Origin of the sequence: Kitasatospora sp. NPDC052868 (assembly GCF_044547105.1) — a bacterium.
Taxonomy (GTDB): Bacteria; Actinomycetota; Actinomycetes; order Streptomycetales; family Streptomycetaceae; genus Kitasatospora.
This window is the reverse complement of the sequence record NZ_JBITZW010000036.1, coordinates 42,760-61,194: the sequence shown is the minus strand read 5'-3', so window position 1 is coordinate 61,194 and position 18,435 is coordinate 42,760. Positions and strand designations below refer to the sequence as shown.

Annotated in this window: 12 protein-coding genes and 1 pseudogene; 3 read left to right on the top strand and 10 right to left on the bottom strand. The window is 76.9% G+C overall.

Annotation, left to right across the window (positions count from 1 at the left end; genetic code table 11):
• A pseudogene (locus tag ACIGZJ_RS34845) lies at positions 1-189 on the top strand (ATP-dependent helicase); the annotation flags it as partial.
• A 105-nt stretch (positions 190-294) separates the two neighbouring features.
• Complete coding sequence (locus ACIGZJ_RS34840) at positions 295-675, top strand: CBS domain-containing protein (RefSeq protein ID WP_396461046.1); 381 nt, start codon at positions 295-297, stop codon at positions 673-675.
• A 70-nt stretch (positions 676-745) separates the two neighbouring features.
• Here the strand turns inward: ACIGZJ_RS34840 and ACIGZJ_RS34835 are convergent, their stop codons facing one another.
• The 3 genes from ACIGZJ_RS34835 to ACIGZJ_RS34825 form a co-directional block, all read right to left on the bottom strand.
• The gene (locus ACIGZJ_RS34835; RefSeq protein ID WP_392941401.1) at positions 746-1,615 is read right to left on the bottom strand and encodes an S-methyl-5'-thioadenosine phosphorylase; all 870 of its coding nucleotides are present in this window, start codon (positions 1,613-1,615) and stop codon (positions 746-748) included.
• A 58-nt stretch (positions 1,616-1,673) separates the two neighbouring features.
• Entirely contained in the window at positions 1,674-3,236 is a 1,563-nt protein-coding gene (locus ACIGZJ_RS34830; RefSeq protein WP_396461045.1) for an amino acid adenylation domain-containing protein, read from the bottom strand.
• 89 nt (positions 3,237-3,325) lie between these two features.
• Entirely contained in the window at positions 3,326-5,185 is a 1,860-nt protein-coding gene (locus ACIGZJ_RS34825) for an asparagine synthetase B family protein (RefSeq protein ID WP_396461044.1), read from the bottom strand.
• A gap of 199 nt (positions 5,186-5,384) precedes the next feature.
• On the opposite strand from ACIGZJ_RS34825, the gene ACIGZJ_RS34820 reads away from it, so the two are divergent.
• Positions 5,385-8,600: a S41 family peptidase gene (locus ACIGZJ_RS34820; protein ID WP_396461043.1), complete on the top strand. Its 3,216-nt coding sequence runs from the start codon at positions 5,385-5,387 to the stop codon at positions 8,598-8,600.
• 55 nt (positions 8,601-8,655) lie between these two features.
• Here ACIGZJ_RS34820 and ACIGZJ_RS34815 read toward each other — a convergent pair whose 3' ends face one another.
• From ACIGZJ_RS34815 to ACIGZJ_RS34785, 7 genes are all read right to left on the bottom strand, one after another.
• The gene (locus ACIGZJ_RS34815; RefSeq protein ID WP_396461042.1) at positions 8,656-9,786 is read right to left on the bottom strand and encodes an XdhC family protein; all 1,131 of its coding nucleotides are present in this window, start codon (positions 9,784-9,786) and stop codon (positions 8,656-8,658) included.
• A gap of 78 nt (positions 9,787-9,864) precedes the next feature.
• Positions 9,865-11,754, bottom strand: coding sequence for a hypothetical protein (locus tag ACIGZJ_RS34810; protein WP_396461041.1), 1,890 nt, complete (start codon positions 11,752-11,754; stop codon positions 9,865-9,867).
• Positions 11,751-12,833 carry a monodechloroaminopyrrolnitrin synthase PrnB family protein gene (locus tag ACIGZJ_RS34805; protein ID WP_396461040.1) on the bottom strand — a complete coding sequence of 361 codons (1,083 nt, stop codon included), beginning with the start codon at positions 12,831-12,833 and terminating at the stop codon, positions 11,751-11,753. Before ACIGZJ_RS34805 ends, ACIGZJ_RS34810 begins: the two co-directional genes overlap by 4 nt.
• Positions 12,830-13,948 (bottom strand): radical SAM protein, encoded by a 1,119-nt coding sequence (locus ACIGZJ_RS34800; protein WP_396461039.1) that lies wholly within the window; start codon positions 13,946-13,948, stop codon positions 12,830-12,832. The genes ACIGZJ_RS34805 and ACIGZJ_RS34800 overlap by 4 nt, the downstream gene beginning before the upstream one ends.
• An 87-nt stretch (positions 13,949-14,035) precedes the next feature.
• Complete coding sequence (locus tag ACIGZJ_RS34795; protein WP_396461038.1) at positions 14,036-16,465, bottom strand: DegT/DnrJ/EryC1/StrS family aminotransferase; 2,430 nt, start codon at positions 16,463-16,465, stop codon at positions 14,036-14,038.
• Positions 16,466-16,508: 43 nt separating this feature from the next.
• Positions 16,509-17,306, bottom strand: coding sequence for a hypothetical protein (locus ACIGZJ_RS34790; RefSeq protein WP_396461037.1), 798 nt, complete (start codon positions 17,304-17,306; stop codon positions 16,509-16,511).
• Entirely contained in the window at positions 17,300-18,376 is a 1,077-nt protein-coding gene (locus tag ACIGZJ_RS34785) for a hypothetical protein (protein WP_396461036.1), read from the bottom strand. Before ACIGZJ_RS34785 ends, ACIGZJ_RS34790 begins: the two co-directional genes overlap by 7 nt.
• Between the last annotated feature and the right edge of the window lie 59 nt (positions 18,377-18,435).

Here is an 18,435-nt window from a genome sequence, read left to right as displayed (position 1 = left end):
GTGCCCGTGGTGATCGCCGACCCGGTGGTCGAACGGCCCCGCCGCGGCGCGTCCGGTGGCCGCAACCGGCGCAGCCGTCCCCCCTACGCCGAGCGCAACCCGCAGGGCGGCAGTGGCGGCGGCACTGGCGGCGGCACTGGCGGTGGCGGTCGGCGGCGGGCGCCGCGGCGCGTCGCCCTCGCAGCGTAGGGACCGGGACGACCTGGAGCGCCACCCCGGGCGCCGGAGGCAATCCCGCCGCCGGCGCCCTGATCGCCGCCACCACCGGCGGGAGCGACACGAAGGAGTCCGCCCATGTCCGTCACCGTCGAACGCCCCGTGCCCACCGCCACGGTCGGCGACCTGATGCAACGCCCGGAACTGCAGATCAGCGACGATGTCATGGTCGACACGGCGATGGACATCCTGCAGAGCTCCGGCGCGGACCACGTGCTGGTCCGCGACGACGCCGGCCGCTGTGCCGGGCTGCTGACCCGCCTGCACCTCGCGCCGTTCCAGGCCCGGTCCTGGTACACCGAGCGCACCCCGGTCCGCGACATCGTGCTCGACCGCGCGCCGTTCGCCACCGCCGGGATGCCCGCCGCCGAGGCGGCCGCCGCCATGCGCGCCCGCGGCCTGGACTCCTGGCCGGTGGTGGACCAGGACGGCCATGTCATCGGTCTGCTGAGCCTCTAAGGCCCGAAAAGAGCAGGCCGCCGCCCCGCGCCGGTCGGCGCGGGGCGGCGGCGGTGGCGGTACCCGCGGGTCAGCTGCCGGTGACACCCGGCAGACCGGTGGTGAGGCCGTCCAGGGCGTGCGAGCAGAGGCAGTCCCGGTCGGCGGGCAGCCGCTCCAGGGCCTTGAACAGCACCGTGCGCAGCCGGTCGACGTTGCCGGCGAAGACCTCCAGCACCTCGGCGTGGGTGACGCCCTCGCCGCTCTCCACCCCGGCGTCGAGGTCGGTGACCAGCGCCAACGAGGTGTAGCAGAGGCCGAGTTCGCGGGCCAGGACGGCCTCCGGGTGGCCGGTCATGCCGACCACCGACCAGCCGTTGGCGGTGAACCAGCGGGATTCGGCGCGGGTGGAGAAGCGCGGGCCCTCGATCACCGCCAGGGTGCCGCCGTCGACCGGTTCCCAGGCCGCGTCGCGGGCCGCGTCCAGGGCGGCCGACCGCCCGTCCGGGCAGTACGGGTCGGCCATCGACACGTGCACCACCTCGGGGAGCGTCCCGTCGGACAGCGGCAGGCCGTCGTAGTAGGTCTGTACGCGGCCGGAGGTGCGGTCGACGAACTGGTCGGGAACGAGCAGCGTCCCGGGCCCGTACTCCGGGCGCAGCCCGCCCACCGCGCACGGCGCCAGCACCTGGCGCACGCCCAGCGAGTGCAGCGCCCACAGGTTGGCCCGGTAGTTGATCCGGTGCGGCGGCAGGCCGTGGCCGCGGCCGTGCCGGGGCAGGAAGGCCACCCGCCGCCCGGCCACCTCCCCCAGGAACAGCGCGTCGCTGGGCGGCCCGTACGGGGTGTCGACCCGTACCTCGACCACGTCGTCCAACAGCGCGTAGAGGCCCGAGCCGCCGATCACGCCCAGGTCGGCGCGCGGAGCCGTAGCAGGGTCCGCCGGGGAAACATTCGTCATCTTCGTCACCTGTCTGGAGAGTTCTCGTCGTTGTCGTCGTGGTGGTCCGCCCCGATGGCTACCCCTCGCCCAGGCTCCGTAGCGCCCGGCGGTCCGTCTTGCCGGACGGGTTGCGCGGCAGTTCCGGCAGTCGGACGAAGCGGCCGGGCACCAGGTGGCCGGGCAGCAGCCGGCGGGCGCGGCGCTGCAACTCCTCGGCGGGGACGGCGGATCCGGCGGTGTAGAAGGCGGTCAGCATTCGCCCGCCGGTCCGGCTGAGGGTGGGGACGACGGCGGCGTCCGCCACGTCCGGGATACCGCGCAGCACCGCCTCCACCTCGCCCGGTTCGATCCGGAACCCGTTGATCTTCACCTGGTCGTCGACGCGGCCCGCGTAGCAGTACACGTCCTCGGCGGTGCGGGTGGCCAAGTCCCCGCTGCGGTAGTACCGTTCGGGCCGCCGACCGGGCAGGGCCAGCAGGCGGAAGCAGTCCTCGGTGCGGTCGGGCAGGCCCAGGTAGCCGACGGCGACACCCGCGCCCGCGACGTTGATCTCGCCGCAGCCGCCCACCGGTACCGGGAGCCCGTCCTCGTCGAGCACCTGCACCTCCCAGCCGTCCAGCGGCCGGCCCAGCTCGGTGGCGAAGCGGTCGCCACCGCCCGGCCGGTCCAGTTCGGCGTCCGACAGGGTGCGGGTGCTCACGAAGACGGTGGTCTCGGTGATGCCGTAGGTGTTGACGAACTCGCACCCGCTGCCGAGCAGTTCGCGGTAGGCGCGGATGTCGGACGGCACCACCGCCTCGCCGCCGAAGATGACCCGGCGCAGCGCGATCCCCTCCGCGGGCACGACGCGGAGCGCGGCCACCAGGTAGCGGAAGACCGTCGGGACCACGCTCATCACCGTCACGCCCTCGCGGACCAGCAGCTCCGCGCAGGCGCGCGGCGACTGCGCGGTCGCCGCCGGGACGACCACCAGGCAGGCTCCGGTGGCCAGCGCCCCCCACATCTCCCACACCGAGAAGTCGAAGCAGTACGAGTGGAACAGCGTCCACACGTCGCGCTCGGTGAAGTCGTAGGCGGCGCGGACCGACTCCACCATGGCGACCACGCTGCGCCCGCGCACCTCGACGCCCTTCGGCCGGCCGGTGGAGCCGGAGGTGTAGATGACGTAGGCGATCGCGTCCTCCGGCGCCCCGACCGGCAAGCCCCCTCCCGACCCCGCGCCGTCCGTCGGCCGCGTCCAGTCGAAGCCGTCGACGCGCAGCACCTGGACGCCGTCCAGCGCCCCGGACGGCTCCCGGTCGGAGAGGACCAGGGCCAGCTCGCTGTCCTCGGCCATGAAGCGCAGCCGGTCCTCCGGGTAGGCCGGGTCCAGCGGGACGTAGACGTGGCCCGCGGCGACCACCGCGAGCACGGCCGTGACGAGGTCGGCCGTCCGGCCGAGGTGGAGTCCGACCCGGCGTCCGGCGCCCGGGCAGCGCTCGCGGACGGCGGCGGCCAACGCCTCGGCGCGGGAGGCCAGTTCGCGGTAGGTCAGGACGGTTCCGGACTCGTCGCGGACCGCCTGCCCGTCGGCGCCGCGGGCGGCCTGGTCGGCGAAGAGCCGGTACAGCGCGGAGTCCGCGGGCGGTGTGGTCGGCATCAGGTTCGTCCTCTTCCGTGCGTCGGGATTCCGGGGGCGTGCGTCGGCATCGCCGGGGCGTGCGTGGAGAGTGCCGGGCCGTGCGCCGGTCACAGGCGGATGCCCACCCGCAGCCGCCGCAGCCAGGCGTCGCACTTCAGCACCATCTCGACGTCGGCCCGTCCGATCCAGCCGCCCCGGTCCATCAGGTCCGGGGTGTCCAGGAGGCGCTTCACCGCCGCGGCGTCCACCAGCGGCAGCACCGGCGCGCCCGGGTCGTCGAGCAGGTGCCTCAGCCGCTGCAGCAGGGCCGCCTTGTACTGCCCGGCGTAGGTGATCGGGTAGGGCACCTTGGCCCTGGCCAGCACCGAGTCGGGGAGGAGGTCCCGGGCGATCGCCCGCAGCAGGCTCTTCTCCCGCCCGTCGAAGCTCTTCACCTCGGGCGGGACGTTGTAGAGGAAGGTGAGCAGCCGGTGGTCCAGGAACGGGAACCGCACCTGGAGCCCGGCCGCCGCGGACAGCCGCTCCGAGTGGCCGACGCCCTGCTCCAGCAGCCTGGTCACCACCAGGTAGTCCACCTGCCGCGCCAGCGCGTGCACGGCCGACTCCCCGGGCAGGTAGGGCACCTCCGCGCTGGCCTCGTGGAAGCGCCGGTCGAGGTAGCCCGTGACGTCGATGTCGCGCAGCAGGTCGGGGGCGAACAGCCCGGTGCCGATGCCGTGCTCGACGCCGAACCTGCGGGCCCGCTCGATCCACGGGAAGCTCTCCAGCCTCCGCTCCCCGTCGATCGCTCCGCCGATCCCGCCGAAGACCGAGTCCGCGGCCTCGCCGCTGAGCACCACCGGCACCCGTCGGGCGACCTGGCGGCTGAACAGGTACGGCGTGGTGTCCTTGTCCCCGAACGGCGAGGGGTAGTCCTTGGCGGACAGCACGTCGGCCAGGGCGACCGGGTCGGACAGCTCCTCCGGGCGGACCGTCACCTCCCGGGCGTCGCAGCCCCAGAACTCGGCGACCTCCCGGGCGAACGGCCGGTCGGGCACGGCCGCGGCGGTGGACCCGAACACGACGGTGAAGGTCCGGGGCGGTCGGCCCGTCCCGGACGCGACCAGGCCGGTCAGCGCGCTGGAGTCGAGCCCGCCGGAGAGCAGCACGGCCGGATCGGTGCCCCGCGCGTCGCGTTCGACGGCGCTGCGCAGCAGCTCGCCCGCCCGCTCGATGGTGGCGTTGCGGTCGAGCGTGTGCGGGCGGGCCTCCAGCGACCAGTAGCGGTACGCGCGTTCGCCGTCCACGCCGATCCGGACGAGGTGCGCGGGGGGTACCTCGCGGACCCCGCGCAGCGCGCCGCGGCCCCACGGCCGGAGCTGGGTCAGCACTCCGCACAGTCCATCGGCGTCCAACTCCGGGGTGACCATGGGGTGTTCCGCCAGGACGGCCACGTCGGAGGCGAACACGGCGCCGTCCGCGGTCGGCAGGTAGCTCAGCGGCTGCACGCCCAACCTGTCCCGGCCGAGCAGGAGTTCGGACCGCCGGGCGTCCCAGATCGCGAAGGCGAAGCAGCCCTCCAGCCGGGGCAGGGCGTCCTGCCCCCAGGCCAGGTAGCAGCGCAGCAGCACCTCGGAGACGGAGGGCTCCCCCCGGTCCGGCGAGCCCGGCCGGCGGGTCGAAGCGGCCGCGGGGGTCGCGGTGGCCGTGCTCCTGGACGCCGCCGCCCGCCACAGCTCGTCACCGTTGTGCAGGTACCCGTCGCAGACGGCCATCGCCACGAGCCGCCCGTCCCGGTGCACCGCCGCGGGTTGCGCGGCGCCCGTCCAGGCGGCGTCGACCCGCTGCGCGAACACCGCGTGGCGGTCGGTCAGCCAGCCCTCGCCGGCCTGGCCCCGGGCCGCCAGTCCGGCCGCCAGCCGGGCCGCCGACAGCTCCTGTGCGGCGAGGTCCCGCCCACGATCCACCCAACCGGCAATTCCGGACATGCCCCTCCTCGGTCAACCCCACTCGGTGGCAGCGTGGCAGTCCGGACCGCCCGGGCCACTGCGGGAAGCCGCAACCGCCCCCGCGCCGCGGGCGCTGCGGCTTTCCGCAGTGACGGCCCACCCGCCGCCGTGACACCGTCCTGCTCCGGCGACCGGCGCGCACGCGAGCGCGTCGGCGGACGTCAACGGGACGAGATCGATGCAGGCTTCCTACCTCCGGTTCCCGCACCTGCGCGGCGACCTGCTCACCTTCACCGCCGAGGACTGCGTGTGGGCCGCCCCGCTCGAAGCCGGCGGCGGCCCGGGCGCCGTGCGCACCGGACGGGCCTGGCGGATCACCGACGGCGGGCAGCCCGTGGCCCGGCCGAGGATCTCCCCGGACGGCCGGCACATCGCCTTCACCTCGGGCTCCGGCTCCGACACCGAGGTGTGCCTCGCCCCCGTCGAGGGCGGCCCGGTGCGCCGGCTGACCCACTGGGGCGTCTGGCGGACCGCCGTCTGCGGCTGGACCCCGGACGGCCGGGTGGTGGCCACCACCACCCACGGCCAGCCCACCCAGCGCCGCCCCTGGGCGTACGCGCTCCCGGTCGACGGCGGTCCGGGCGAGCGGCTGCCGTACGGGCCGCTCGGCGACATCGCCTTCGGACCGCAGGGCCGGGTGGTGCTCTCCTCGGCCACGATGATCCGTGAGTCCGTGGACTGGAAGGGCTACCGCGGCGGGCTCGCCGGGAGGCTCTGGTCGGACCCGGGCGGCCCCGGCGGGCCCCGGCGGATCCTGGCCGAGCTGGACGGCTCGCTGGAGTGCCCGATGTGGGTCGGCGACCGGATCGCCTTCCTCTCCGACCACGAGGGCTCGGGCGCCCTCTACTCCTGTCTGCCCGACGGCGCGGACCTGCGGCGGCACACCGGACTGCGGGACTGCTACGCGCGGCAGGCCTCCACCGACGGCCGCCGCGTCGTGCACGCCCGGGCCGGCGGCCTCCACCTGCTGGAGCACCTGGACGCGGAGCCGGCCCCGCTGGAGGTGCGGCTGGGCGGCGGCCGCGCCCGGCTGCGGCCGTACCCCGTCGGCGCCGCCGACCGGCTCGGGGACGCCGGCCCCGACCACACCGGCCGCAGCAGCGTGGTGGAGGTGCGCGGCACCGTCCAGCTGCTGCCCCACCGGCGGGGGCCGGTGCGGGTCCTGGCGGCGGAGCCCGGTGTCCGGGCCCGCCTCCCGCGTGCCTTCCGCTCCGACGGGCACGCCATGGCCGCCTGGGTGACCGACGCCGAGGGCGAGGACGCCCTGGAGTGCGCTCCCGCACCGGCCGCCCCCACGCCCGCGCCCGGCGACGGGGACGGGAAGCGGCGCCGGGTCGCGGCGGGGCGGCTCGGCCGGGTGCTCGGGTTCGAGGTCTCCCCCGACGGCCGGCAGGCCGCGGTGGCCGCCCACGACGGCCGGGTGCTGCTGGTGGAGTGGGCCACCGGCGAGGTCCGCGAGCTGTCCGGCGGCGAGCACGGCGACGCGACCGGCCTGGCCTTCTCGCCCGACTCCCGCTGGCTGGCCTGGTCGCAGGCCGGCCCCCGCCCGCTGCGGTGGCTGCGGCTCGCCGACACCCGGACGGGGGAGGTCCTGGACGCCACCGCGCCGCGCTTCAACGACCACTCCCCGGCCTTCACCCCCGACGGGGCGTACCTGGCGTTCCTCTCCGAGCGGGTCTTCGACCCCGTCCCGGACACCCACTCGCTCGACATGTCCTTCCCGCTCGGCTGCCGCCCGTACCTGATGGCCCTGGCCGCCGGCACGCCGTCACCGTTCGACCCGTGGACGCCCGAGCCCTCCCCCGGCGACGGCCCCGCCGCCGCGGCGGTCACCAGGATCGATCCCGAGGGCCTCGCCGCCCGGACGGTGCCGTTCCCGGTCGAGGCCGGACGCTGCACGGCGCTGCGCACCGCCGGTTCGAAGGTCCTCTGGCTGCGGGAGCCGCTGGCCGGACTCACCGGTGCGGCGGCCGCCACACCCGGAGCCCGGCCCGCCGCACCGGCGCTGGAGGGCTACGACCTCGCCCGCCGGGCGGCGCTGGCGGCCGAGGAGGGCGTCACCGGCTTCGCCGTCAGCGGTGACGGCACCGGGCTGCTGCTGCGCCGCGGCGGCGGCACACTGCACACCAGGCCGGTGGACGGCGGTGCCACGGCCCCGGTCGACCTCGAACGGATCCGGGTGTGGGTCGAGCCCGCGGCCGAGTGGCGCCAGATGTACGCGGAGGCCGGCCGGCTGATGCGGGACAACTTCTGGCGCGCCGACATGTCCGGCGTGGACTGGGACGGCGTGCTGGACCGCTACCGTCCGCTGCTCGACCGGATCGCCTCCCACGACGACCTGGCCGACCTGCTCTGGGAGGTCCAGGGCGAACTGGGCACCTCGCACGCCTTCGTCAGCCCGCCCCCGGCCGGCGGCGACCCCCGGCTGCGCCCGGGCCTGCTCGGCGCGGACCTGGTCCGCGACGCCGGCCACCGGTGGCGGATCGCCCGGGTGCTGCCCTCCGAGACCTCCGATCCGCGGGCGCTCTCCCCGCTGGCGGCCCCGGGCGTCGCGGTGGCCCCGGGCGACGAGCTGGTCGCCGTGGGCGGCCGCCCGGTGGACCCGGTCACCGGGCCCGCCCCGCTGCTGCTCGGCACGGCCGGCCAACCGGTCGAGCTGACCGTGCTCACGGCGGCCGGAGAGCACCGAACGGTCGTGGTGGTCCCGCTGGCGGACGAGGAGCCGCTGCGCTACCACGACTGGGTCGCCGGCCGGCGGGCGCTGGTCCACCGCACCTCCGGCGGACGGCTGGGCTATCTGCACGTGCCGGACATGCTCGGCGCCGGCTGGGCGCAGTTCCACCGCGACTTGCGGACCGAGGCGGCCCGCGAGGGGCTGGTGGTGGACCTGCGGGAGAACCGGGGCGGCATGCTCTCGCAACTGATCGTGGAACAGCTCGCCCGCCGGACCGTCGGATGGAGCCGGGCCCGGTGGGCGCAGCCCGTCGGCTACCCGCGCACCGCGCCCCGGGGGCCCGTGGCCGTGCTGGTCAACGAGTTCACCGGCTCCGACGGCGAGGTCGCCGCCGCGGCGCTCCAGGCGCTGGGGGTCGGCCCGCTGGTCGGCGTCCGCACCTCCGGCGCCGTGATCGGCATCGACCTGCGCTACACCCTGGTGGACGGGACGGGCGTGACCCAGCCGAAGTCCGCCAACTGGCTCCAGGAGTACGGCTGGGACGTGGAGAACCGGGGCGTCGACCCGGACGTCGAGTCGGTCCGGACCCCGCAGGACTGGCAGGCCGGGCGCGATCCCCAGCTCGACACGGCGGTCGGGCTCGCCCTGACCACCCTCGAAACCACCCCGGCCCGGACGGCGCCGCCGCTGCCGCCCTCGCGGCGCCCCGGCCGCCGCTGACCGGAGGCGGGGCCTATACGCACGGCCGGGCTGAACGGCGGCTCGGCCGGCCGGGTCAGGACAGCGCCGGGGCGCGGTGGAGGGCCAGTGCCGATCCGCACAGGGGCGCGCCGGTGGCGCCGTTGCGGTGGGCGACGATCTCGGCCGCGATGGACAGCGCCGTCTCCTCGGGCGAGCAGGCGTTGAGGTCGAGGCCGATCGGCGAGCGCAGCCTGCCCAGTTCCGCCTCGGTCAGCCCCTCGGCGCGCAGGGCCGCCATCCGCTCGTGGTGGGTGCGCCACGAGCCCATCGCGCCGACGTAGCCCAGCGGCATCCGCAGGGCGTCCCGCAGCAGCGGGATGTCGAAGCGCAGGTCGTGGGTGAGCACGCAGACGGCGGTGCGGGCGTCGGTGGCGGTGTCCCGGAGGTAGCGGTCGGGCCAGCCGACCACCACCTCGTGCGCCCCGGGGAAGCGGTCCGCGGTGGTGAAGACCGGCCGGGCGTCGCAGACCGTGACCCGGTAGCCGAGGTGCGCGCCGAGGGGTGCCAGCGCGACGGCGAAGTCCGTACTGCCGAAGATCAGCAGCCGCGGCGCCGGAGCGCAGACCTCCACCAGCGCGGTGACCGGGCCGTCCGCGGTGGACAGCCGGACGGTGGCGGTGCGCCCGGCCCGCAGCAGCCTCCGGGCCTGCTGCTCCGCGGCGAGGTCGGCACCGCGGTCGCCGAGTGTCCCGACCGCCGTCCCGACCACGGTCCCGGCGTCAGCGGCCGTCTGGTCCGGGCTCAGGGCCAGGGCGCGGCCGAGCAGCCGGTCCGGTCCGGACACGATCCGGACCAGCGCGGCGGGGCGGCGGGCGGCGGCCTGCGCCAAGGCGAACCCGGCCGGCGGCTCCGCCGGGTCGATCCGCTGGACGAGGACCTCGACCGAACCGCCGCAGGTCAGCCCGGCGCCCAGGGCGGAGTCGTCGTCGTACCCGAAGCGGTGCAGCCCGGGCGGGCCGCCGTCGAGCACCTCGCGGCAGAGCTCGTACACCTCGCTCTCCACACAGCCGCCGGAGACGGAGCCGAGCACCGACCCCTCGGCGTCCACCGCCATGGCCGCCCCCGGCCGCCGGGGGGCGCTGCCGTGCACCGCGGCCACGGTGGCGACGGCGAACGGCTCCCCCCGCTCGCACCATGCCCGTAGTCCATCGGCGATCTCCAGCACTGTCGCCCTCCCGCTCTCGATGTCTCGTCCGGGTGCCCGGCACGCTCCGAAACGCCGGCCCGCTCCGACGTGCCCGGTTCAGGTCCGCGCGGGCACGACCGCGAACTGCCGGCGGGCGCCGGACACCGCGAGGTCCTGCACGGCGAAGACCCGGTAGTAGTGCAGCTGCGGCAGCGCGTCGGGCGCCACCCGCAGGGTGAACTCGGCGGTGTGGTCGCCCGCCGCGGAGAGCCGCACCCGCGCTCCGGGCGGCTCCACCGCGCAGGCGCCGCGCAGGAACGGCGGGAAGTACACGCCGAGCTGCACCGGAGCCCCGGGCCGTCCCTCGCTCAGGGCGACCGTCAGCACCGCCTCCGCGCCGGCCTCCAGTGTCGGCGGCCCGTCCGTCCGCACCCACAGGGCGCCGGACTGGCGGACCGCGACGTCCCCGCAGCGCGGGCACAGCACCGGTTCGGTGTCGGGGACCACCCGGGCCAGCCCGGTGAGGACGGTCCGGGCCGCCTCCAGCCCGCACACGCAGCCGAAGGCCTCGGGGGGCCCGGCGATCCGGCTGCGCCGGGCCCAGTGCTCGGGGTACTGCGCCAGCGGGTCCTGGGGGTCGCGGCGCAGCTGCGCGGCGATCGCGTGGTCCAGCGACTGGAGGTCGCTGCGCAGCCCCTCCCCGACGGCCGGCGGGTAGGGCCGGGCCGCCCTGGCGAGCAGCGCCAGGTACTTGGCGGCGAACCGTTCCAGCCTTGGCCGCAGCGGGTGCCGGGCCGGGAGCAGCCCGCCCGACAGGTAGGCGACGGCCCGGTCGACCGGTACCGCCAGCCGCTCGGTCGGCAGGTCGGCCGGCAGATCGGTCGGCAGATCGGGTCCGCGTACGGGGCCCGGTGCCGTCGGGAAGCCGTACTGGAGGTAGACCGGGCCCGGGGTGACGTCCGCGAGGCTGCGGTTGAGCGGGCCGGCCAGGCCGCCGGGCCGCTCGTGGCCGAGGTAGACCAGGTTCTCGGGCCGGTCGCTGTCGTGCACGCCGGGCGCGGCGACCACCGACTGGGCCGGGCCGTCGAGCGCCGCCAGCATCACCTGGTACCGGCTGTCGTAGGCCGCGGTGTCGGCGAAGGGGCCGTTGGCGCAGGAGGACAGCACCAGCTCGGCGGTCAGCACGTCGGCCGGGCCGATCAGCCGGTCCTCGGGTTTGAAGCAGGCGTGGCCGTGGCCGCAGCGCGGCAGGGCGCGTGCCGGGCCCGCGGGCACGTCGGCGCCCGCGCGCCCGCACAGCGTCCAGGTGCCCAGGTTCACGTGGTCGTCGCTGCCGTGGCCCTGGACCATGACCCGGCGCCAGGGGCGTCCGGTGAGCGCGCCCCGCAGGTCGCCGGCCCGCAGGTCCGCCTCGCCGAACACCTCGCCCGGGCCGCCCGCCGGCGGGGTGTTGGTCTCCGAGAACAGGGCCCGGCCGACGACCTCCGGACGCACGCTCACGTACTGCTTGGCGAGCATCCAGCTGAGCGAGGGCACGTCCCGGCCGGTGAGCAGGGTCGGCGAGCGGTCCTGGCCCGGCTCCCGGCCCAGCTCCCGGCCGGGCCGCAGCAGCGGGCGCAGCGCGTCGTGGCGCAGCTGCGGGTAGGCGGCGACCACCAGCACCGACCCGGCGGACGGCGGCACCTCCTCGGCGGAGTGCACCCAGCGCCGGGCCAGCGGGCGCAGCAGCGGCCACAGTGCCTCGTGGCCGTCGGCCGCACCCTGACCGGCACCGACATCGGCGCCGGTACCGGGACCGGCGGGCGGGGTCAGGAACAGGCCGGTGTCGCTGCACGGCGGGGTGCGGCCGGCCGCGTACAGCGGGGCGGCGTACGCGGCCGCCGCCGCCAGGTCGGGCCGCCCGGCGGTGAGCAGGGGCACCGGCGCGGTCGGCCGCTCGGCGCGCTCCCGGGCGCGGTCCCGGTACTCCGCCGGGTCCGCGCAGCCGTGGAAGAGGGGGGCGGTCACGGTCGGCGCTCTCCGTCGGGGCAGGGGGCGAGGCTGTCCCCGGCCGCCCGGACCAGCTCGATCAGCCCTTCCAGCGGCTCGATCCGGTAGGGCCCGTCGGCCGACGGCCCGAGCCGGGCCTCCAGCGCGTCCCGGGCCAGCTTGCGGTGCGGGTAGCGGAACCGGAGGAAGGCCCGGGTCAGGTCGGCGACGGCGGCGCGCAGCGGCGCTTCGGCCTCGGTGGCCGGGCGGGCGGCCAGCCGGGCGATCAGGCCGGGCCCGCCCAGCCGGGCCGACACCAGCTCCCGGTGGTCGGGCCTCAGGTACGGCAGGGCGTCGGTGGCGTGCGCGGTGAGCGTGCCGGTGCCGGGCTCGGCCGCGGCGGTGCCCGCGTACAGCAGGACGTCCAGGGTGAGGATCGGCAGGTGGGCGCCGCTGGGCGCCTGCCAGGACGCCCCGCCGAGGTCGATCGGCGGGAAGAACGGCCTGAGCTCCTCGGCGAAGAAGCGGCCGGTCATGCCCCGCCGCACCGAGTGGAAGAGCCGGGTGAACGCGGCGAAGGCCTCGCCGGTCGCGCGTGCGGCGGCGACCGCGTCACGGTGCCGGCCCTCGTCGACGGCCGCGCCGAGGACCACGCAGTGGCCGACCGCCTCGTCCAGCACCCGGGCGCCGGTGGCGAGTCCGGCGATGAAGAGCTCCTCCTCCGGGGTGCCGGTGAAGGTCCGCCGGCGCCCGCCGGCCGGGTTGCGGGTGGTGTAGGAGGGGAGGCTGTCGCGGGGCGGCTCGCCGATCAGCGCCCCCAGCCGGAGCAGTTCGGCGGCGACCCGGTCCGCGGGCGGGCGGCCGGGGTGCAGCCGGCACCAGGACGCGGCGACGATGCCGAGGTCGCGCAGCGCCGCCCGGGCCGGGTCGGGGTCGTGCACGTCGCCGGCGCGCTCGGTGAGCCGGTCGGCGCGGTGCTGCAGCGCGGCGGCGTCGCCGTCCCGGTTGAGTGCGGGGAGGTCGGCGAGCAGGGCGTCCGCGCCGAGCGGGTCCAGCGCGGCGACGGCGGCGTCGGCCTCGGTGTGCGTCGGCGCGGGGCTCACGGGCACGGGGCTCACAGCCATTCCACGCCCAGCTCGAAGAGGCTGTCCTCGACCTGCCGCAGGCGCGCCCGTTCGCCGCTCTCGGCCGTCGCGCCGGTGGCCACCGGCCGGCTCGGCAGGATGGTCAGGGCCTCCGCGACCCGGGCGTTGAAGCGGACGTTGGACGGCTCACAGCCGTGGCACAGGCTCGGTGCCTCGACGGCGAACTTGCGCCGCTCCTCGGCGAACACCGGGTCGTTCCACACCTCGCCGAACGGCCGGTCCCAGGCGTTGGCGATGGTCAGCGGGCGGCCGCGGTAGTGCGGGAGGCAGTTGCAGGCGGTCAGCAGCCCCTCCTTGGCGTCCAGGTAACCGACCGTCAGCGGGACGCTGCAGGTGGCGTAGGTGACCGACCGGCCGCGGCTGCTGTTCTGGATCTGCTCCTCGGTGGCGCCGAAGATCTCCGGGCCGAGCGTGTTGGCGTCGACGCCGGCCGCCGCCATGGCCGGCAGCAGGGTGCGCAGCAACTCGTGGGTGGCGTCGATCTGTTCGCGGTTGAGGTAGAGGCCGCGCACCCCCTTGAGCGGGATCAGGTTCCAGCGCCGCACGCCGAGCCCGGCGAGCAGCGGGAGGAACTCGTCCAGGTGGCCGCAGGTGCGGTTGGACACGATGGTGTTGACGATCAGCGTGACGTCCGTACCGGCCGCGGCGGCGGCCGTGCGCAGCAGCTCCATCCCCTCGGTGGCGGCGGCCAGCAGCCCCTCGGTGCGCCGCAGTTCGTCGTGCACCTCCGGGCGCGGGGAGTCCAGCGAGCAGATGAGCTTGGTCAGCCCGGCGTCCACCAGCTCCTTGGCGCGCGAGGCCAGGTGCTCGCCGTTGGTGACGAAGGAGGAGCGCATCCCGCGCTCGGTCAGGTGGGCGACGATGTCCGGGAGCTCCGGGTACAGCAGCGGTTCGCCGCCGGTGAACCGGACCTCCTGCGTGCCCAGCTCGTGGAGGTCGTCCACGAGCTGGCGCAGCCGGTCCGGGTCCGGCCGGTAGGCGTCGGTGGATCCCGAGAACTTGCACATGCGGCAGCGGGCGTTGCACGCCTCCAGCAGGCGGATGTACAGGATCTGGGGGCCGGTGGTGCGGCTCGTCGTCGGCGGCACGAGGTCTCCTCGGGGCGGGTCGGATGCCCGCGGCGGCCTCGGTCGGCCGCCGCGGACGGGGTGATGGGGGGTGGAACGGGTTCGGCGCTAGCGGTCGAACCAGTGGGTGATCTTCTCCAGGGCGGCCAGGACCTCCCCGGCCAGCGCGGTGCTCACCGCGGGGCCGGTCGGCAGGTGGAAGGTCATCGGCTGCCAGCCGTCGGCCACCGGGCAGTGCGCCGGCCGGCCGGCCCGTGAGAGCCGCCGGTAGCCGTGCATCCCCCGGTAGCCGGCCTGGATCGGGACGTTCTCCGCGCGGAGCGCCGCCACCACGTCGTCGGCGTCGACGCCCCAGGAGTCGGGCACCCGGACGGGGTACTTGGCCCAGCTGAAGCGGGCTCCCGCCGGGGGTGGCACGGCCTCCAGCGCGGTGCCCGCCAGCCGCTCGGTGTACCGGGCGGCGACGGCGTCGCGGGCGGCCTGCAGTTCGGGAAGCCGTTCGACCTGGCCCAGCGCCACGGCGGCCTGCAGTTCGGTCATCCGGTGGTTGAGTGCCGGGGTCCGCAGCTGGTTCCAGCCGGTCATGCCGTTGTCCCGGAACGCCCGGGCGTAGTCGGCGACGGACTCGTCGTCGGTGATGACCATGCCGCCCTCGCCGCTGGAGGCGGCCTTCTCCGAGCTGAAGCTGAGCGTGCCCGCCAGTCCGGCGAGGCCCACGTGCCGGCCGTCCAGCCAGGAGCCCAGGGCCTGGGCGCAGTCCTCCACCAGCAGCGTGCCCGGCCCCACGGCGGCGGCGAGGCCGGCGGCGGGCAGCGGGACGCCGTACATGTGCACGCACAGCAGCACCCGGGCGCCGTCGGCGCCGGCCTGCTTGAGGGAGCCGTCGACCGGCCGCAGGGTCCGGCCGTCGACGTCCAGCGGCAGCGGTGCGCCGCCGGCCGCGAGGACGGCGTTGGCACTGGCCGCGAAGGTGTGCGTCGGCAGTGCCACGCCGGCGGCGAGCGGCGCCCCGGCGACCTCGGCGGCCGCCCGCAGCGCGATGTGCAGGGCCGCCGTCCCGGAGGACACCGCCACGGCGTGGCGGGCGCCGGTCACCGCGCGGACGGCGTCCTCCAGTGCGCGGACGAAGCGCCCCCCGCCGACGGCCGACAGCTCCCCGCTGTCCAGGACGGCGGCCACGTGGCGCCGTTCGGCCTCCTTCAGCTCGGGGCGCAGCACCACCGGCTCGGCCCGCACCGGGGTGCCCCCGGCGACGGCGGGCCGCACCCGGTCCGGCCGCGGGCCGTCCGGCCCGGCGCCCGGGGGCGGGTCCAGCAGCCGGGCCAGGTCGCGGACGATCGCGCGGGCGCCGTCGGTGCCGCCGAACGCGGCCGCGACCTGGCGGCACTGGCGCTCGGCCAGGGCGTCCCGGGCGGTGGGGCTGCGCAGCAGCCCGGCCACCGCCGCACCGAAGAGCTCCCCGGCGTCCGCCACCCGGGCGGCGTCCCCGAGCACCCGCTCGGTGGCGGCGGCCAGTTCGCCGGTGTCGGTGATGATCTCGGCGAAGGACGGGACGGCCGGCGGCGCCGGCGTGTCGAGGTTCCACGGGCCGAAGGCGTCGTCCGGGTCGATCTGCCGGCGGTTGATCCGGTGCCCCGCGTGCTGGTCCGGGAGCAGCAGCAGCGGGACCCGCTGGTCCGCGCACTCCAGGTAGGTGGTCAGCCCGGGCGGGGCGAGCACCACCCCGGCCCCGGCCACGGCGGCCGACATCGCGTCGGGGCCCAGCGGGCGCACCCGCACCGTGCCGGGCAGGGCGGCGAGGGCCCCGGCCGGGAGGCGGTCCAGCACCTCGGGGTTGCCGGTCAGCCAGATCGAGCCGTCGGGCGGCAGGTGTCCGGCGCAGCCGCGCACCAGCCCGGCGGCCAGCTCCGCGTACCGCACGGCCGCCTCCAGCGGGACCAGCGCCGAGCGCTGCCCGCTGAGCGAGACCAGTACGTCCGGGCTGTCCGCGCCGGGCCGCACCCGGGAGACGATGCCGCCGACCGGGACTGGCCGGCGCGGGGTGAGCGCCGACAGCGGGGGGTTCGGGCCCTGCTGGAGGTAGGAGCGCTCCGCCAGTGCGTGCGCCACGGCCTGGAGGTCGTGCGGGGCGAGTTCGGCGCAGACCCGCAGCGCGGCGCGCTCGTCGCCGCGGACCTCGTCCGCCAGTGCGGCGATCCGCCGCGCCGTCAGTTCGGGGCGCCAGACGTGCGGGAGGCTGTCGACGTACCCGACCGGGACGCCCAGCGCGGCGGCGCAGACCACGGCGGTCGGCTCCATCACGTCCACCAGCAGGTCGGCGCCGCGCAGCACCGCCAGGACGGCCGCCGCGTCGGAGGTGTCCAGCTCGGTGACCGACCCGAAGCGGTCGGCGGCGGCGCGGGCCGCGGTCAGGGCCGAGCCGTGGCCGACGAACTCCCACCGGCCCGGCACGGCGAGCGGCGCCGCCCGCACGATGCCGATCAGTTTGGCAACCGGGCCGAAGCCGTACGGCTCGGCCGTGGCCACGATGCGTGTCACAGATGCCCTTTCGTCCACAGGCCGCCGGTCGGCGGCCTGGCTGTCACTCCGGCGCGATCAGCCGCAGCAAGGTCGGTTTGCAGCCCGAGCACGGCGCCCCCGAGCGGCAGTCGCGCACGATCCGGGCGAGGTCGGCGCCGTCGCGGCGGCGCTGCCCGTAGCGGACGGCCCCGGCCAGGGCCGTGCAGCCGCCCACCCGGGTGGCCCCCGGGTCGCCGTCCGCGGTGCCGGACGGCAGCCGCCGCACCGCCCGCGCCAGCGACTCGGCCGGGGCGCGGCCCGGGTGCGGCAGCTGCCGCAGGGCGGCGGCCGGGGCCGACAGGAACAGTGCGGTGGTCCGCCGCCTGGCCCGGTCGGGCAGGCAGCGCAGCGCCGCCTCGACCGCGTCCTGGCGCTCCTGGGCGAACACCAGGGCCAGCCGCCCGCCGCCGGCCTGCTCGGCGAGCACGGTGACGGCGGCGGCCAGCGCCAGCGCCTCGGGCAGGCGGCCGCTCTCGGCCGCGTGCGCGGCCTCGGCCGGACCGAGCCGGCCCGCGCAGGACAGCAGCGCCTCGACGGTCGGCAGCCCGGCGCGCGGGACGACCCGGCCGTCGGCGGTGTCGGCGGTATCAGTGGTGTCGGCGACGAAGGTCGCCGACAGGCCGAGCGCGTCGGCGAGTTCGTCGACCAGCAGCGCCTCCGCGGAGTCGGGCCGGTCCGGCGCCGCGCAGAACCAGGCCAGCAGGCCCGGTGCGCCCACCAGCGCCGAGTCCGGCGCGCCCAGCCGTCCGACGAGGACCCGCGCCTGCACCAGCCGGGCGGGGAGCGCGTCCAGCAGTTCCCGGGACAGCGGCCTCAGCATGCGACCGCCCCCTGGAGCGCCCGGGTGCCCGCCCCGGTCGGTGTCAACTGCCGCAGGACGTCGGCCAGTCCGGCCGGGTCCTCGGCGTGGAAGGCCGGGTCGACGGCCGACCAGAACGCCGCCCAGACCCGGAACACCGGGTCGGGCATGCGGGCGAGGTCGTACTCCAGGACGGCCGGGTCGGCGGCGACGTGCAGCTTCTGGTCGGGGGCGGCGCGGAACATCCGGGCGCTGCCGTCCACGGCCGGGAACGGGCACTGGACCAGCCAGCCGATCCGCCCGCCCCGCGCGGCCGCGGGCACTCCAGGCTCTCCGGGTTCTCCGGGCTCTCCAGGCTCTCCAGGCTCTCCGGGTTCTCCGGGCCGGGCCGCGTCGGCCTCCGCCACCAGCGGCATCAGCGCCGCCTGTTGGGCGTCGGTGAGCACCAGCAGCCCCCCGACCGGCGCCCCCAGCACCTGCGCCAGTACGTCGGGCCGGTGGAAGGCCAGGCAGGACCGGGCCGCCTCGACGTGTCGGCGCGACGCCGGTCTGGGGGTGCCGAACAGGTCGTAGACGCCGTTCAGCCGGGCGTCCTCCACCACGCCCCGGGACGCCTCGACGGCCCGCCGCACGGCCGGGTGCCCGCTGTGCTCGCCGGTCTCGCACACGAGGTACTCCGGGACGCCGAGCAGCCGGGCGCAGTGCTCGGCCACGGCCCGGACGTCCTCGGCCACGCTCCGCCAGGTCGACGCCGACTGCGGGTCGGTGGTCTCCAGTTCGGCGGTGCCGATGTGCAGCAGCGGCCGCAGCCCACTGGCCCGGGCGGTCGCGAACAGGCCGTAGACGACGGCCAGCGCCTCCAGGGTCAGCCCCGCGGCGCAGTCCCCGAGGCAGGGGCCGGCGGCCACCCAGGTGTCCGGGCGGGGCCGTCCGGCGTCGCCGCCGAAGCCGAGGGCGAGTCGGGAGGCGACCACCGGGGAGTCCAGCCAGGACGGCGTCCCGGTCAGCCGGAGGTGCTCCCCGAGCCGTCGGGGGGTGGCTTCGTACCAGGTGGCGAGCAGGGTGTCACGGTCGGGCGACGGGTCTGACATCGAGGGCTCCTTCGCGGTGCGCTGCTCGAAGCCTGGCAACCGCGGGCGCTCCCGCGGCT

Bases quoted from the DNA above. Each gene is read 5' to 3' on its own strand.
- ACIGZJ_RS34840 (WP_396461046.1), top strand. From the start codon at position 295: ATGTCCGTCACCGTCGAACGCCCCGTGCCCACCGCCACGGTCGGCGAC.
- ACIGZJ_RS34835 (WP_392941401.1), bottom strand. From the start codon at position 1,615: ATGACGAATGTTTCCCCGGCGGACCCTGCTACGGCTCCGCGCGCCGAC.
- ACIGZJ_RS34830 (WP_396461045.1), bottom strand. From the start codon at position 3,236: ATGCCGACCACACCGCCCGCGGACTCCGCGCTGTACCGGCTCTTCGCC.
- ACIGZJ_RS34825 (WP_396461044.1), bottom strand. From the start codon at position 5,185: ATGTCCGGAATTGCCGGTTGGGTGGATCGTGGGCGGGACCTCGCCGCA.
- ACIGZJ_RS34820 (WP_396461043.1), top strand. From the start codon at position 5,385: ATGCAGGCTTCCTACCTCCGGTTCCCGCACCTGCGCGGCGACCTGCTC.
- ACIGZJ_RS34790 (WP_396461037.1), bottom strand. From the start codon at position 17,306: ATGCTGAGGCCGCTGTCCCGGGAACTGCTGGACGCGCTCCCCGCCCGG.
- ACIGZJ_RS34785 (WP_396461036.1), bottom strand. From the start codon at position 18,376: ATGTCAGACCCGTCGCCCGACCGTGACACCCTGCTCGCCACCTGGTAC.